Consider the following 14,377-nt stretch of genomic DNA (forward strand, 5'->3'; position numbering starts at 1 on the left):
GGTGTATTTCGTCCGCACCGCCGGCGAGCGCGACCTGGAGAAGGTGCGCGCCCTCTTGGTGGAGAGCTTTCATGCCACCTATGACAGCCTGCATGGCAGAGCCAAGGTGGAGGATCTGATCACCCATCTCTTTTCGCCGGCGGCGCTGAAGACGCGCCTCGTGCGAAAGGATGCCGAATTCCTCGTTGCCGATGACGGCCGCAATATCGGCGGCATGGGTTATGCGGCAATGTCGCAGCAATTGACGAAGACGGTCATGCTGCATCTCCTCTATGTCAGGCCGACTTTGCAGCGCCAGGGTATTGGCCGCGACATCTTCGCCGAACTCGAAACCTGCTTCCCCGATGCGGAGATCATGCGTCTCGAAGTCGAGCCGCAGAATGCGGCGGCGATCGCTTTCTATCTCTCGCACGGCTTCACCGAGATCGGCCGCAACGAGAATAGCGGGGCCGGGCAATCCGGCATTCCGGCGCTGATCTTCGAAAAACCGCTCGAAGGGCATTGAGGCCGTGGTGGTCGAGTTAGCCGACATTCGCATTCACCAGGCGCGCAAGGAAGATCTGCCGGCATTCGTGGCAATGTCGGTGCGCTGATAATTGAATTCGCCGTTGCCGAGGCAAAAGGCCGCGGCATCAGGCGGGTAGCGTTGACCTCGAACGCGGTGCGTAGGGATGCCCATCGTTTCTATGAAAGGCTGGGCTTCAGGCCCTCGCATCTGGGCTTCAAGATGGCTTTGAAATGACCCGTGGCTGTCGTGGAATCGCTGGACAATTCGGCTTGACGACGGCATAAGCGAGGAAACGAATTCTGGTTTGGCTCGCATCTGGCGGGCACAAGGAAAAGACATGTGGAATCTTCTGGTTCAGACCTTTACTTGGTGGAACGGTCAGACGATGGGCACGCGTTTTGCGACCTGGCGTTTTGGCAAGCGCGTCGGCGAGGATGAATTCGGCAACGTCTATTACGAAGGCGGCATGTCTTCCTATGGTCTGCCGAAGCGCTGGGTGATCTACAAGGGTTATGCCGAAGCCTCCGCCATTCCGCCGGGCTGGCATGGCTGGATGCATCATCGCACCGATGTTCCCCCGTCCAAAGAAACCTACGTCGCCAAGGAATGGCAGAAGGCACACCGTCCCAACCATACCGGTTCGCCGCAGGCCTATCGTCCGCCGGGCTCCATCGCCGTTCCGGGCGAACGTCCGCGCGTCACCGGCGATTACGACGCCTGGACGCCCGGCAACTGAGACGGCCCGACCGGGCAAACCCAAGACCCGGCTTTTGGCCACAATTGACCTTTACCCGCAGGTTGGCCGCGCTTGACCGCGGCCGCGAACTGAAAATGTCTGGAGACGGGTACACATGAAGCTCTTCACGCGGAACAAGGTGCTGCGTGCCGCCGGATCGCTGCTGGCGCTCTCGGCCCTGCTTCCGCCGGCTGCGGCACATGCCGCACGCATCGAAAATCCGGTTGCCGTCTTTTCCGGCCTCGACAAGATCACCGGCCGCATCACGACCTTCGACGTCTATGTCAATGAGACGGTCCAGTTCGGCGCGCTGCAGGTGACACCGAAGGCCTGTTATTCGCGCGACCAGTCGGAAGCACAGAAGATCGACGGTTTCGTCGAGGTCGACGAGATCACGCTCGACCGCAAGATCCGCCGCATCTTCACCGGCTGGATGTTCGCCGCCAGCCCCGGCCTCAACGCCGTCGAGCACCCGATCTACGACGTCTGGCTGAAGGACTGCAAGACAAGCTCGGACGTCCCGGCTCCTGACGGCACCAAGGCGACCGCGCGCTAAAGCGCGTCGCAATCTTCAGATTCGCTCCTCGTGCTTTAGGTCTTTGTTTTCCGCATGTCGCGCAAAACCGCGGGACAGTTTTGCGCGACACTTCAGCGCGTGCCGCCAAGCATGCAGCGTTTGGCTCAAAACTGAAGGTGCGGCGATTCCATCGCTTCGGTCAGCATCGCGGCATAATCGGCCTTCGGAACGTCGATCGCTCCGAACGTCTTCAGGTGCTCGGTGGTGAACTGCGTGTCGAGCAGGGTGAAGCCCCTTTGCCGCAGCCGGTCGACCAGATGAACGAGGCAGATCTTCGAGGCATCCGTCCGGCGCGAGAACATGCTTTCGCCGAAGAAGGCCGAGCCGAGCGAGACGCCGTAGAGACCGCCGACCAGTTCATCGCCCTCCCAGGCTTCGACCGTATGGGCATGGCCCATGTCGAAGAGCGTCGAGTAAAGTGATCTGATCGTCTTGTTGATCCAGGTGCTCGGACGCCCGGATGTCTCCTCCGCGCAGGCGGCGATGACCTGATCGAAAGCGTGATCGAAACGGATCTCGAAGGGATTCTTGCGCACCGTCTTGGCAAGGCTTTTCGAAACATGGAAATGGTCGAACGGCAGCACGCCGCGCAGTTCCGGTTCGACCCAGAAGATCTCCGGGTCGTCGGCGGATTCGGCCATCGGGAAGAGGCCGATGGAATAGGCGCGCAGGAGAATGTCAGGGGTGATGCCTGGTGACTTCCTGCGCGATCCTGCCATTCCTGTCCTATGCCGCCGGTGTGTTGGCCAGGTAGTCTTCCAACCAGTGGATGTCGTAGTCGCCGTTGGCGATATCCTGGTTGGAGACGAGATCCTGGAATAGCGGCAGCGTCGTATTGATGCCGTCGACGACGAATTCGTCGAGCGCCCGGCGCAGGCGCATCATGCATTCGACGCGGGTACGGCCGTGCACGATCAGCTTGCCGATGAGGCTGTCGTAATAGGGCGGGATCTTGTAGCCCTGATAGGCACCGGAATCGATGCGCACGCCAAGGCCGCCCGGCGCGTGGAAATGCGTGATCGTGCCGGGTGAGGGTACGAAGGTGCGCGGGTGCTCGGCATTGATGCGGCACTCGATGGCGTGACCGGAAAAATGCACTTCGTCCTGCGTCACCGAGAGACCGCCGCCGGAAGCGACGCGGATCTGCTCGTGCACCAGGTCGATGCCGGTGATCGCTTCGGTGATCGGATGCTCCACCTGCAGGCGGGTGTTCATTTCGATGAAATAGAACTCGCCATTCTCATAGAGGAATTCGATCGTGCCGGCACCGCGATATTTCAGCTTCTTCATGGCGTCTGCGCAGATCTGGCCGATCTTCATGCGCTGCTCGACGTTAAGGGCCGGCGAATTCGCCTCTTCCCAGACCTTCTGATGGCGCCGCTGCAGCGAGCAGTCACGCTCGCCTAGATGGATGGCATTGCCTTCGCCGTCGCCGAACACCTGGATTTCGATGTGGCGCGGTTTGCCGAGATATTTTTCCATGTAGACGGCATCGTTGCCGAAGGCGGCTGCCGCTTCCGTGCGCGCCGTCGACCAGGCCTCAATCACGTCGGCCTCGCTCTTGGCGACTTTCATGCCGCGTCCGCCGCCACCGGCGGTTGCCTTGATCAGCACGGGATAGCCGATTTCGGCGGCTGTCTTCAGCGCATCTTCTTCGGTCTTCACTTCGCCGTCCGAGCCTGGAACGACGGGAATGCCGAGTTCCAGCGCCGTTGTCTTGGCAGTGATCTTGTCGCCCATGATGCGGATATGGTCCGCCGTCGGCCCGATAAAGGTGATGCCGTGGGCTTCGAGGATGTCGGCGAACTTTGCATTCTCCGACAGAAAGCCGTAGCCCGGATGCACGGCGTCAGCGCCGGTGATCTCGCAGGCGGCGACGATCTGGTGGATGTTGAGATAGCTCTCGCGCGAGGAGGGCGGGCCGATGCAGACACTTTCGTCAGCAAGGCGCACATGCATGGCATCGGCGTCGGCGGTGGAATGAACCGCGACGCAGGCGATGCCGAGCTCTTTGCAGGCCCGGAGCACGCGAAGGGCGATTTCCCCGCGATTGGCGATGAGGATTTTCGAAATCATGGGCATGGGCCTATTCGATGACGACGAGGGCTTGGCCGTATTCGACGGGATGTCCGTCATCGACGAGGATCTCGGTTACCTTGCCTGATTTCGGCGAAGGGATCTGGTTCATCGTCTTCATCGCTTCGATGATGATCAGCGTCTGGCCTTCCTTGACGGTTGCGCCGACTTCGATGAAGGCACGCGCGCCCGGAGCCGGCGCCATGTAGACGGTGCCCACCATCGGTGCATTGACGACATTGGCCGGGTTGCGGCTGGGAGCTGCCGCAGGTGTGGCAGCGGCTGCCGCGGCAGCGGGCGCGGCAAAGGCCGGTGCCGCGATTGGCGCCTGGACATATTGCGGCGTGCCGGCGCGCGAAACGCGGATGCGCAGGTCATCCTGCTCGACTTCGATCTCCGTCAGATCCGTTTCGTTGAGAATATTGGCGAGATCGCGGATCAGTGCCTGGTCGATACCCGATTTCTTTTCAGCCATGGTGTTGCCCTGTCTTATTCTTATGCCGTGATGTTCTTCAGCGCGTGAAGCGCCATGATGTAGCCGTAAGGCCCGAAGCCGCAGACCATGCCCTTTGCAGCGGGCGCGATCATCGACTCGTGGCGGAATTCTTCCCGCGCATGGATGTTGGAGATATGCACCTCCACTACCGGAATGGAAATGGCGCGGATCGCGTCGTGCAGCGCAATCGACGTATGGCCGTAGGCGCCGGGGTTGATCGCAACGCCAACAGCCTTGTCGTCGGCCTCATGGAACCAATCGACGAGCGTGCCTTCGTGGTTGCTCTGGCGGAAGTCGATATCGAAGCCGAGCTCGCGCCCTGCAGCCTTGCAATCCACCTCGATGTCCTTGAGCGTCTTGCCGCCATAAATACCGGGCTCTCGTTTACCCAGCATGTTCAGGTTGGGGCCGTTCAGGACAAAAATCGTTTGCGTCATCGAATGTTCCGTAAAATGTACGACGGCAACCTATAGACTCCGCGAAGGCTGAATGAAAGCCCTTACGGATTGCCCAGCGGCAATCGTGCCACATTTGTCCACATGGTTGGAACACTTCGATTTTGACGATTTGATGGGCTGACGGTCGCTCAAGCATGTCGCGTAAAAGTGCGCAGCACTTTGATTGCTCAGCAGGCGGTCTTGCCGCAGCTGCGCATGTTCTTGACCTTGGCTTCGAGATCGTCGAGCCCAACGGCGCCAGGCACCAGTTCGTTGCCGATCACATAGGACGGCGTGCCGCTGATGCCGAGACTGGAGGCGAGCTGGTAGGTCGCCTGGACTATACCGTCATTCGGGCTCTTTGCCATCTCGGCGCGGATCTTGTCCGCGCTGACGCCGAGCGAAGCGGCAACCGCGATCGCTGTTTCGTCGGAGGCACGGCCTTCGGTGCCGAGAAGGGCGACGTGGAAATCGGCATATTTTTCCGGTGCGAGCTTGCGGAAGGCGTCGGCCACCTTGTGGGCGGCGACCGAATCCGGCCCGAGGATCGGGAATTCCTTGAGGACGAAACGGACGTTCTTGTCCTTTTTCAGCATCGCCTGCATGTCGGGAAGCGCATGCCGGCAATAGCTGCAATTATAATCGAAGAATTCGACGACAGTGACATCGCCCTTGGGATTGCCGAGCGTGACGTCGTTCTTCGAATCGAAGATGTCGGTGGTGTTCTCTTCGATCGCCATATTGGCCTTCACCAGACGCTGAGCTTCCTGCTTCTTCTGCAGCGCATCCTGGACTTCGAGCATGATCTCGGGATTCTCGATCAGGTATTGCTTGATGAATTCGCCGAACTCCTTCTTCTGCTGGTCGTCGAGCGCTGCTGCCGGAAGCGGAAGGGCGATCGATGCGGCAAGCGCCAGTGCGGTGAAGGTCTTCGGGAAGAATGCCATGATATCCTCGTCATCGGCGATGTGGTCGTCTCTTCGTCGAGAAGACCGTCGCCGGGTTAATGGACTTGAATGCGTCGCGTCAAGGTACGGTGCGTTCTGTTCTGCTCAAACAGGAATTTTTCATCCCCGCGCGGCCCTCGCGGGATTGTGATGAGCCGATTAATGCGGCAATTGTCGGGCCGTCATTGAAGAAGCTGAGCGAGAAACGAACTTGTTTTCCATATCGAAACGCAGCGAAGTCGAGCCTTTTCATGCCATGGACGTCTTGGCGGAGGCGACGAAGCGGCGTGCGGCCGGCCATCCCGTGATCTCGATGGCGGTCGGTCAGCCCTCGCATCCGGCACCTCAAGCAGCACTCGAAGCGGCGCGCACAGCCCTTACCGAAGGCCGGATCGGCTATACCGATGCGCTGGGCACAGCGCGGCTGAAATCGGCGCTCGCCTGGCACTACAAGGATCGCCACGGGCTGGAGATCGATCCCAAGCGCATCGCCATTACCACAGGTTCCTCGGCTGGCTTCAATCTCGCCTTCCTGTCGCTCTTCGATGCCGGCGATGCGGTGGCGATCGCAAGACCCGGTTATCCCGCCTATCGCAATATCCTCGGTGCGCTGGGTCTGAAGGTCCTCGAAGTGCCGGTAACGGCCGAGACCCACTTCACCCTGACGCCGCAAAGCCTGGAAGCGGCGCAGAGGGAAAGCGGCATGACGCTGAAAGGCGTATTGCTCGCAAGCCCCGCCAACCCGACCGGTACGGTGACCGGCCGCGATGGGCTGAAGGCGCTTTCGGATTACTGCGCCGCCCATTCCATCGCCTTCATCTCCGATGAAATCTACCACGGGCTGACCTTCGCCGGCGAGGAGGCGAGCGCGCTGGAACTGACCGACGAGGCGATCGTCATCAACTCCTTCTCCAAATATTATTGCATGACCGGCTGGCGAATCGGCTGGATGGTGTTGCCGGAACGCCTGGTGCGGCCGATCGAACGGGTGGCGCAGAGCCTCTACATCTCGCCGCCCGAACTCTCCCAGATCGCCGCCACGGCCGCTCTTGGCGCTGGCGCCGAGGTCGATCGTTATAAGGCGAGCTATGCCGCCAACCGCGACTTGCTGATGCGGCGACTGCCGCAGATCGGGTTTTCGATCGCCTCGCCGATGGACGGCGCCTTCTACGCCTATCTCGACGTCACCCGTTTCACCAATGAAAGCATGGGCTTTGCCAAACGCATGCTCGCGGAAATCGACGTCGCCGCCACGCCCGGTCTCGATTTCGATCCGCTGGAGGGAAATCGAACGCTACGTCTGTCCTATGCGGGCTCGGAAGCGGAGATCGCCGAGGCGGTGGAGCGAATCGCAGCCTGGTTGAAGTAACGTCCGCTGCCGGGCAAGCGGCAGTCGCTCTCCAATACTCAGCTGCGTCGCGAAAACAGCGAAGCAAAGGTCGAAGATGGTTTGTTGTTCAGCCGCGGCACCACCACGAGCTGCTTGATGTCGCCGCGCTTGTAGGCGGCGAGGAAGCGGCGGTAGTCCTTGAAGGAGACGCAGCCGTTGGAATCGCCGTTTTTGCCGAGCATGTAGGTATGGGCGAGCAGGCCGACACGGTCATAGATGGCGTCCGAACCCTCGACCGGCGTCAGCCGCAACGCCTCGACGCCATGGAAAAGGCTCTCGCGCATGGTTAGGACATAGGTGTGCGGCGGCGTCGGTCCGCGCATCTTCTTGTTCACGAAACGCGGGTTGTCGCGCATCTTGCCGAGCCCGGAATGGGCCTCGAGCCGCTCGCCGTTCGGCAGATAGACGGTGCTGTTTTCGATGTCGTAGATCGCCACGCCTGCGCGCAGCTTCGGCGAGAAGACCGGCTTGTCGTAGCGCGGCACTGCATCGTCCTCGTCATCCTCGATCGGCGAGTTCGGTTGGGCGTAGGCAAGTACAGGCTCGCCAGTGCGCTGCGAACCCTTGGAGGCCGGTGTCGGTTTGCCGATGAGGCCATCGGGACGTGCCATCGGCAGCGGCACCGAACCTTCATCCGGCGCCAGCACGAGATCGAAGGGGGGCGCGTCGTCCGCGGCGGCGACGACGTCAGGTGTGGGTGCCGAAGCGGGTATGGAGGCGGTTCTGACAGGAGGCGCGGTTGGTTCGACCGGGGCCGGCGCGATTTGCCGGGATCCGGCATCGGCAAGCGCAAGCAGGGTCGGGAGTTCGGCTGCGGCGACCGCCTCCTTCGAGGGAACGATGATCCGGTCGCCGTCGTCTTCGTCCGTCTCTGCCGAGGCGAGCTCGACCGGCGCCGTCACGATGACGTCGTCCTTGCGGAATTTGGCGCTGTCGGAGATCGCCGCCACGACCGGTTGTTCGGCAGCCACAACGAGCCGATTGTTTTTGGCGAGAACCGCAAGCGCTGTCGCGGCGGCAGCGGTCTTTTCCGCATGGGATTGAATGAGGCTCGCCGTCAGCGGGACCTTCGGCTTCGCATCGAAGGCGGCCAGCCGATCGGCCTTGCCGACATGGATCAGCCTCTCGTGGCGCGTTGAAGGCACCACCTTCGGCGCAGCGCCGAGCTGTGCCAGGCGATCCGGCGGAGAATACGGAGCGGCTATCGAGTGCATCGTCGCGAAGGTCGCGATCAGCCATGTAGAGGTCAGAAATCCGGCGCCAACAACACCGTAAAGGAAACCGCGAGATCTGCGCCAACGGAAAGCAGATCCGCCAAGATGGGTGACGTTATCGAACGTCCCGACCGCAAACGCCATACTACACTCGTCTTTCAAACTCGCTACGCAGGCCGGCGGCACTGACTGACTAAACTTCGCCGGGGGCCGGTACAGGCGCAAATGGGCCGAATTTAGACCACCCACGATGTCCGACTGTCTCGCAAGGATGACGAATTATGGTTTCTAATTTGTTTACGCGGCGTTGCAGTTTTTCACGACGTCTCAAAAAGATGCGTTGAGGCGTCTCAGGCGCGCTCCATCACATAACTTCCCGGCGCTTCCTCGATCGCGTTCAGCGCGTCGCCGCCGGGTTTGCGGGCCGGCACGCGTCTGCCGTCATGCGTCTCGATCCAGGCCTGCCAATGCGGCCACCATGATCCCGGGGTCTCCGTCGCCTGCTCGAGCCAGGTCTCGTAGTCCCCCTTGGCGGGGCCGCCGGTCCAGAATTGATACTTCTTCCTGTCGGGCGGGTTGACGACGCCGGCGATATGTCCCGAGCCGGTCACGACGAATTCCACCTTGCCGCCGAAGAACCGGCTGCCGAGGAAGACGGACTTGGCAGGTGCGATGTGATCCTCGCGGGTGGCGAGATTATAGATCGGGATCTTGACGTCCTTGAGCGACACGGACTTGCCGTCGAGGATCATCTCGTTCTGTGTCAGCGCATTCTTGAGATAACAATTGCGCAGGTAGAAGGCATGGTTTGCCGCCGCCATGCGGGTCGAATCGGCGTTCCAGAACAACAGGTCGAAGGGCAGGGGATCCTGGCCCTTGAGGTAGTTGTTGACGAAATAAGGCCAGATCAGCTCGGAGGCGCGCAACATGTTGAAGGCCATCGACATCTTCGTGCCGTCGAGATAGCCGGCCGCCTGCATATGCTCTTCGAGCGATTCAAGCTGCTCCTCGTCGACGAAGACCTTGAGGTCGCCGGCATGGGTGAAGTCGACCTGGGTGGTGAAGAGTGTCGCGGTCTTGATGCGCTTGTTCTTCTCCTTGGCATGCAGCGCCAGTGTCGCGGCCAGCAGCGTGCCGCCGACGCAGTAGCCGACGGCGTTGACATCCTTCTCGCCGGTCGCCTTCTCGACTGTATCAAGCGCGAAATCGATGCCCTCGCGGGCATAGGCCCCCCAGTCCTTGTCGGCGTGGCGCGCATCCGGGTTGACCCAGGAAATGACGAAGACCGTCTGACCCTGGTCAACGCACCATTTGATGAAGGATTTTTGCGGGTTGAGGTCGAGAATATAGAACTTGTTGATCCAGGGCGGGCAGATCAATAGAGGCCGCTTCAGCACCGTTTCGGTCGAAGCGTCGTACTGGATGATCTGGCAGATGTCGTTCTGGGCGATCACCTTGCCTGGCGTCAGCGCCATGTCGCGGCCGACGGCGAATTTCGTCATGTCGGTCTGGCGAAGACGAAGGTCGCCGTTTCCGGCAGCGATATCCTCGGCCAGCATCTTCATCCCGCGCACCAGATTGGCGCCACTGGTTGCGATCGTCTCGCGGTAGAGCTGCGGATTGGTGGCGATGAAGTTGGTCGGCGAAAGCGCTGCCGTGATCTGCTTCACATAGAAACCGGCCTTGTGTTTTGTGTGCTCGTCGAGGCCATCGGTCTCCAACACCAGTTTTTCCACCCAGTCGGTCGTGACGAAATAGACCTGGCGAAGAAAATCGAAGAACGGATTCTTCTGCCAGTCCTCGTCCGAAAAGCGCTTGTCCTTGCGGGTGTCCGGCTCGGGTGGCGTGGGATCGCCTTGCATGCGCTGCATCGAGCGCACCCAGATGCCGAAGAACGAGGACATCAGCTGCGTCTGTGCCTCGAAGGTGCGGCGCGGATCGGAAATCCAGTATTCGGTGACCTTGGAAAGCGTCTTGACCATGTCGGTCATCGGATCGGCGGCGGTTTCGCTGATCTCGCCACGTTCGCGCGGCGCAAGCCAGGCAGACGCTGCTTGTCCAAGATTTTCGAGCGCCCGGGCGAAATTCATCGCCATCGCCTCGGGATCCTTCAACAGATAGGGATCGAGATCACTCGCGTCAAAGCCGGTCTTGCCGCCATTCTCCTGCTTGCTGTCGGTCACCATTTCCTCCGGCGGCAGCACCACTCTTTTTATCCATTCGTTGTACATCGTGATCGAACGAGAAAACAAGTTCCACCCGCATCGGCTCATGCTATTGCTTTGTGGCTGCGACAAATTTAACAGTCGAAGCAGTCAAAACTGGATTTTTGAGGCATGACGAAGAACGGCATTCGGCGCATCGCAATCTTCAACCGCACCGCACTAATCTGCGTCGCGGCGGCGATGGCCCTTGCCGGATGCAATCTGACGGCGGAAGAAAAGGCCGCAGCCGCCGCCAAACGAGCAGCACCCACCGCCGTCGTCATGCCGGCTACCAAGGGCGAGGCGGCCGAGGGCGGCCTTGCAAAATACCCGGACGGCTATCCGAATTTCGGCGCGCCGCTGACGGCTGCCAATGTCCAGATGAGCGACGAGCAGGCTGCCGAACTGCAGCATCAACTGACGGCACTTGGCGCCCGGCGCAAGGCCGGCACGATCTCGGAAGCCGTATATCAGGCCAAGGTCGCCGAAATGCGGCGTCTCGCCGCCGAGCACGGCACTGATACGCTCTCCGAAATCTCCAAATAGACCTTGCCTTTCAGGCAATTTGGACGCAAAGCCATTCCGAATGGATCTGAAGATGCAATTTTCCTGATAATGTGCATTACGCGGCCTTTCCGTCAAAGATTTGCCGCGTGGCTTGGGTCTGATGAATACGGCGTTGCGATTCTGAAGTTCGTGTCGCAGCCGCCGGGAGACGGAACGAACTTCGACTGCGGCCCGAAATGCCGCCTTTCCATGGGGAATGAGATGGAAGAGTTTCACAAAGTCCGGCGTTTGCCGCCTTATGTTTTCGAACAGGTCAACCGTTTGAAAGCAAGCGCGCGAGCGGGCGGCGCCGATATCATCGATCTCGGCATGGGAAACCCCGACCTTCCCACTCCCCAGTCGATCGTCGACAAGCTGTGCGAGGTCGTGCAGGATCCGCGCACGCACCGTTACTCGTCGTCCAAGGGCATTCCTGGGCTGCGCCGTGCCCAGGCCGCCTATTATGCCCGCCGTTTCGGCGTCAAGCTCAACCCGGATACGCAGGTCGTCGCCACCTTGGGCTCCAAGGAAGGCTTCGCCAACATGGCGCAGGCAATTACCGCGCCCGGCGATGTGATCCTTTGCCCGAACCCCACCTATCCGATCCACGCCTTCGGCTTCCTGATGGCCGGTGGCGTGATCCGCTCCATGTCGGTGGAGCCGGATGCGAGCTTCTTCGAACCGCTCGAACGTGCCGTTCGGCATTCGATCCCGAAGCCATTGGCGCTGATCCTCAACTACCCCTCGAATCCGACGGCTTTTGTCGCGACGCTCGATTTCTACAAGGACGTCATCGCCTTTGCGAAAAAGCACGACATCATCGTGCTTTCCGACCTTGCCTATTCGGAAATCTACTTCAACGGCGCCCCGCCGCCGTCGGTTCTCGAAGTGCCGGGCGCGATGGACGTGACGGTCGAGTTCACCTCGATGTCGAAGACCTTCTCCATGCCCGGCTGGCGCATGGGCTTTGCCGTCGGCAACGAGCGGCTGATCGCGGCGCTCACCCGCGTCAAGTCCTATCTCGACTACGGCGCCTTCACGCCGATCCAGGTGGCGGCGACGCATGCGCTGAACGGCGATGGTTCCGATATTGCGGAAGTCCGCAACGTCTATAAACGTCGCCGCGATGTCATGGTCGAAAGCTTCGGCAAGGCCGGGTTCGAGGTGCCGCCGCCGGCTGCGACAATGTTCGCCTGGGCGAAGATCCCGGAAAAGTTCCGTCATCTCGGTTCGCTGGAATTCTCCAAGCTGCTGGTCGAGAAGGCCGACGTCGCCGTTGCCCCGGGCATCGGCTTCGGCGAGATGGGCGACGACTATGTCCGTCTGGCACTTGTCGAGAATGAACACCGCATCCGCCAGGCTGCGCGCAACATCAAGAAGTTCATGTCGACGGCAGACGAGACGATGCACAACGTCATCTCGCTGAACGCACACCGCTAATCCAACCGTTGGGCAGCCGCGTCATGCGGCTGCCGCCACACAGACATTTCAGGATCGATCCATGGCAGATGCCCTCAAAATCGGCATTGCGGGCTTGGGCACCGTTGGCGCCTCGCTTGTCCGCATCATTCAGCAGAAAAGCAACGAGCTTGCCGTCACCTGCGGGCGTCCGATTACCATCACGGCCGTCTCTGCGCGTGACAGGACAAGGGACCGCGGCATCGATCTTTCCACTGTTACCTGGTTCGACCGGCCGGAAGATCTTGCCGAAAAAGGCGATATCGACGTCTTCGTCGAGCTGATGGGCGGCGCCGAAGGGGCGGCCAACATCTCTGTGCGCGCCGCACTTCAGCGTGGTCTCCATGTGGTGACAGCCAACAAGGCGCTGCTTGCCTATCACGGCGTCGAGCTTGCGACGATCGCCGAGGAGAAGGGGTCGCTGCTGAACTTCGAGGCGGCAGTCGCCGGCGGCATCCCGGTCATCAAGGCGCTACGTGAATCGCTGACGGGCAATTCCGTCTCGCGCATCTATGGCATCATGAATGGCACCTGCAATTACATCCTGACCAAGATGGAGAAGGAGGGGCTTTCCTTCGCCGAATGCCTGAAGGAAGCGCAGCGGCTGGGTTATGCCGAGGCCGATCCGGCCTTCGATATCGAGGGCAACGACACGGCCCATAAGCTTTCCATCCTGACGACGCTCGCCTTCGGCAATCAGATCGCCGCCGACGATATCTATCTCGAGGGCATCACCAACATCTCGATCGAGGATATCCACGCCGCTGCCGAGCTCGGTTATCGCATCAAGCTCTTGGGCGTTGCCCAGCGCACCGATACCGGCATCGAGCAGCGCGTCCATCCCACAATGGTGCCGGTCGATTCGGTCATCGCCCAGGTCGACGGCGTCACCAATGCAGTGGCGATCGAATCCGACGTGCTCGGCGAACTGCTGATGGTTGGCCCTGGCGCCGGCGGCAACGCCACGGCCTCGTCGGTGCTTGGCGATATCGCCGATATCGCCAAGAGCCAGCCGGGCGCCCAGCGCGTGCCGGTGCTCGGCCATCCCGCAACGACGCTGGAACCCTACCACAAGGCGCAGATGCAGAGCCACGAGGGCGGCTATTTCATCCGCCTGACCGTGCTCGACCGCACCGGCGTGTTTGCCAGCGTCGCAACCCGCATGGCCGAAAACAACATCTCGCTGGAATCGATCGTCCAGCGCTCCAAGCAGCACCTGGCGCCATCGCATCACCAGACGATCATTCTCGTCACCCATGCGACGACGGAAGATTCGGTGCGCAAGGCAGTCGCCTCGATCAAGTCGGAAGGTTACCTCTTCGGCGAGCCTCAGGTGATTCGCATCGAGCGGCCGAAAGAGGAAGGCTGACCTCTCTTTTGCCTCAATCCGGGATAGCTGACCCGCCCTGTGCACGCAGGGCGGGTTTTTTATTGGCTGTTTAACCGCTCTCACGAAAACTTATATTAACAGATACCGAAACATTGATATAAATAAGCCGGGAGAGGGGAGTCGCCGGCTTTGGAGAATATCGTGAACAAGGGCAGCCATGCCGGGAAGGGGTATGGCCGTTCGGAAGAGAAACCTCCCGATCATCCGGGTGTGTTTGAGAACGTTCCCGAAACGGACCATGATGTGGTTCGTTACCAAATCCCCGGGGCCTCCAGCGAGGCCCATGATGACGACGAAAGTCCTGAAGGCCGCAACTGGGCCATTCTCCTCACCGTGTTTTCCGTCATTCTCGTGCAGATAAGCGGAATCGCCCTGATAGTCTGGGCGGTATTCTAAAG

15 protein-coding genes and 1 pseudogene are annotated in these 14,377 nt (G+C 60.6%); 9 read left to right on the forward strand and 7 right to left on the reverse strand.

The features are described from left to right. The first annotated feature begins 1 nt into the window (after position 1). From RLCC275e_RS08760 to RLCC275e_RS08775, 4 genes and pseudogenes are all read left to right on the forward strand, one after another. On the forward strand, positions 2–505 hold the full coding sequence (locus tag RLCC275e_RS08760) for a GNAT family N-acetyltransferase (protein WP_033182511.1): 504 nt from the start codon (positions 2–4) through the stop codon (positions 503–505). Between the two features lie 57 nt (positions 506–562). Continuing rightward, positions 563–742, forward strand: a pseudogene (locus tag RLCC275e_RS08765) (GNAT family N-acetyltransferase); the annotation flags it as partial. A 103-nt stretch (positions 743–845) separates the two neighbouring features. Then, entirely contained in the window at positions 846–1,244 is a 399-nt protein-coding gene (locus RLCC275e_RS08770; protein ID WP_033182512.1) for an NADH:ubiquinone oxidoreductase subunit NDUFA12, read from the forward strand. Positions 1,245–1,359: 115 nt separating this feature from the next. After that, the gene (locus tag RLCC275e_RS08775) at positions 1,360–1,800 is read left to right on the forward strand and encodes a DUF2155 domain-containing protein (protein WP_033182513.1); all 441 of its coding nucleotides are present in this window, start codon (positions 1,360–1,362) and stop codon (positions 1,798–1,800) included. A gap of 125 nt (positions 1,801–1,925) precedes the next feature. On the opposite strand, the gene aat is transcribed toward RLCC275e_RS08775, so the two are convergent. The 5 genes from aat to RLCC275e_RS08800 all read right to left on the reverse strand — a co-directional run bounded on the left by aat (position 1,926) and on the right by RLCC275e_RS08800 (position 5,777). Beyond that, complete coding sequence (gene aat, locus RLCC275e_RS08780; protein ID WP_033182514.1) at positions 1,926–2,540, reverse strand: leucyl/phenylalanyl-tRNA--protein transferase; 615 nt, start codon at positions 2,538–2,540, stop codon at positions 1,926–1,928. A gap of 7 nt (positions 2,541–2,547) precedes the next feature. Continuing rightward, positions 2,548–3,903: an acetyl-CoA carboxylase biotin carboxylase subunit gene (gene accC / locus RLCC275e_RS08785; protein WP_171816955.1), complete on the reverse strand. Its 1,356-nt coding sequence runs from the start codon at positions 3,901–3,903 to the stop codon at positions 2,548–2,550. A 4-nt stretch (positions 3,904–3,907) separates the two neighbouring features. Next, positions 3,908–4,372 carry an acetyl-CoA carboxylase biotin carboxyl carrier protein gene (gene accB / locus RLCC275e_RS08790; protein WP_033182515.1) on the reverse strand — a complete coding sequence of 155 codons (465 nt, stop codon included), beginning with the start codon at positions 4,370–4,372 and terminating at the stop codon, positions 3,908–3,910. A gap of 20 nt (positions 4,373–4,392) precedes the next feature. After that, positions 4,393–4,830 carry a type II 3-dehydroquinate dehydratase gene (gene aroQ / locus RLCC275e_RS08795; RefSeq protein ID WP_003558970.1) on the reverse strand — a complete coding sequence of 146 codons (438 nt, stop codon included), beginning with the start codon at positions 4,828–4,830 and terminating at the stop codon, positions 4,393–4,395. 188 nt (positions 4,831–5,018) lie between these two features. After that, a complete protein-coding gene (locus RLCC275e_RS08800; protein ID WP_003558972.1) occupies positions 5,019–5,777 on the reverse strand; it encodes a DsbA family protein in 759 nt (252 codons plus the stop codon). Between the two features lie 211 nt (positions 5,778–5,988). Here RLCC275e_RS08800 and RLCC275e_RS08805 point away from each other — a divergent pair, with 211 nt between their 5' ends. Beyond that, positions 5,989–7,146: a pyridoxal phosphate-dependent aminotransferase gene (locus RLCC275e_RS08805; RefSeq protein WP_033182517.1), complete on the forward strand. Its 1,158-nt coding sequence runs from the start codon at positions 5,989–5,991 to the stop codon at positions 7,144–7,146. 38 nt (positions 7,147–7,184) lie between these two features. Here the strand turns inward: RLCC275e_RS08805 and RLCC275e_RS08810 are convergent, their stop codons facing one another. Both RLCC275e_RS08810 and RLCC275e_RS08815 read right to left on the reverse strand, forming a co-directional pair. Beyond that, positions 7,185–8,525: a DUF2778 domain-containing protein gene (locus RLCC275e_RS08810; protein WP_033182518.1), complete on the reverse strand. Its 1,341-nt coding sequence runs from the start codon at positions 8,523–8,525 to the stop codon at positions 7,185–7,187. Between the two features lie 206 nt (positions 8,526–8,731). Continuing rightward, positions 8,732–10,567, reverse strand: a complete 1,836-nt coding sequence (locus RLCC275e_RS08815) for a PHA/PHB synthase family protein (RefSeq protein WP_245485059.1) — start codon at positions 10,565–10,567, stop codon at positions 8,732–8,734. Between the two features lie 150 nt (positions 10,568–10,717). On the opposite strand from RLCC275e_RS08815, the gene RLCC275e_RS08820 reads away from it, so the two are divergent. From RLCC275e_RS08820 to RLCC275e_RS08835, 4 genes are all read left to right on the forward strand, one after another. Further along, on the forward strand, positions 10,718–11,131 hold the full coding sequence (locus tag RLCC275e_RS08820) for a hypothetical protein (RefSeq protein WP_033182520.1): 414 nt from the start codon (positions 10,718–10,720) through the stop codon (positions 11,129–11,131). 222 nt (positions 11,132–11,353) lie between these two features. Then, a complete protein-coding gene (locus tag RLCC275e_RS08825) occupies positions 11,354–12,571 on the forward strand; it encodes an LL-diaminopimelate aminotransferase (RefSeq protein WP_026154130.1) in 1,218 nt (405 codons plus the stop codon). Between the two features lie 61 nt (positions 12,572–12,632). Beyond that, positions 12,633–13,958, forward strand: a complete 1,326-nt coding sequence (locus RLCC275e_RS08830) for a homoserine dehydrogenase (protein ID WP_033182521.1) — start codon at positions 12,633–12,635, stop codon at positions 13,956–13,958. Positions 13,959–14,108: 150 nt separating this feature from the next. Next, positions 14,109–14,375: a hypothetical protein gene (locus RLCC275e_RS08835; protein WP_210274531.1), complete on the forward strand. Its 267-nt coding sequence runs from the start codon at positions 14,109–14,111 to the stop codon at positions 14,373–14,375. The last annotated feature ends 2 nt before the right edge of the window (positions 14,376–14,377 follow it).

Origin of the sequence: Rhizobium brockwellii, assembly GCF_000769405.2 — a bacterium.
GTDB lineage: Bacteria > Pseudomonadota > Alphaproteobacteria > Rhizobiales > Rhizobiaceae > Rhizobium > Rhizobium brockwellii.

Excerpts from the sequence above, each read along its gene's own strand:
- RLCC275e_RS08770 (WP_033182512.1), top strand. The coding sequence starts at position 846 with ATGTGGAATCTTCTGGTTCAGACCTTTACTTGGTGGAACGGTCAGACG.
- RLCC275e_RS08775 (WP_033182513.1), top strand. The coding sequence starts at position 1,360 with ATGAAGCTCTTCACGCGGAACAAGGTGCTGCGTGCCGCCGGATCGCTG.
- aat (WP_033182514.1), bottom strand. The coding sequence starts at position 2,540 with ATGGCAGGATCGCGCAGGAAGTCACCAGGCATCACCCCTGACATTCTC.
- accC (WP_171816955.1), bottom strand. The coding sequence starts at position 3,903 with ATGCCCATGATTTCGAAAATCCTCATCGCCAATCGCGGGGAAATCGCC.
- accB (WP_033182515.1), bottom strand. The coding sequence starts at position 4,372 with ATGGCTGAAAAGAAATCGGGTATCGACCAGGCACTGATCCGCGATCTC.
- aroQ (WP_003558970.1), bottom strand. The coding sequence starts at position 4,830 with ATGACGCAAACGATTTTTGTCCTGAACGGCCCCAACCTGAACATGCTG.
- RLCC275e_RS08800 (WP_003558972.1), bottom strand. The coding sequence starts at position 5,777 with ATGGCATTCTTCCCGAAGACCTTCACCGCACTGGCGCTTGCCGCATCG.
- RLCC275e_RS08810 (WP_033182518.1), bottom strand. The coding sequence starts at position 8,525 with ATGGCGTTTGCGGTCGGGACGTTCGATAACGTCACCCATCTTGGCGGA.
- RLCC275e_RS08815 (WP_245485059.1), bottom strand. The coding sequence starts at position 10,567 with ATGGTGACCGACAGCAAGCAGGAGAATGGCGGCAAGACCGGCTTTGAC.
- RLCC275e_RS08820 (WP_033182520.1), top strand. The coding sequence starts at position 10,718 with ATGACGAAGAACGGCATTCGGCGCATCGCAATCTTCAACCGCACCGCA.
- RLCC275e_RS08825 (WP_026154130.1), top strand. The coding sequence starts at position 11,354 with ATGGAAGAGTTTCACAAAGTCCGGCGTTTGCCGCCTTATGTTTTCGAA.
- RLCC275e_RS08830 (WP_033182521.1), top strand. The coding sequence starts at position 12,633 with ATGGCAGATGCCCTCAAAATCGGCATTGCGGGCTTGGGCACCGTTGGC.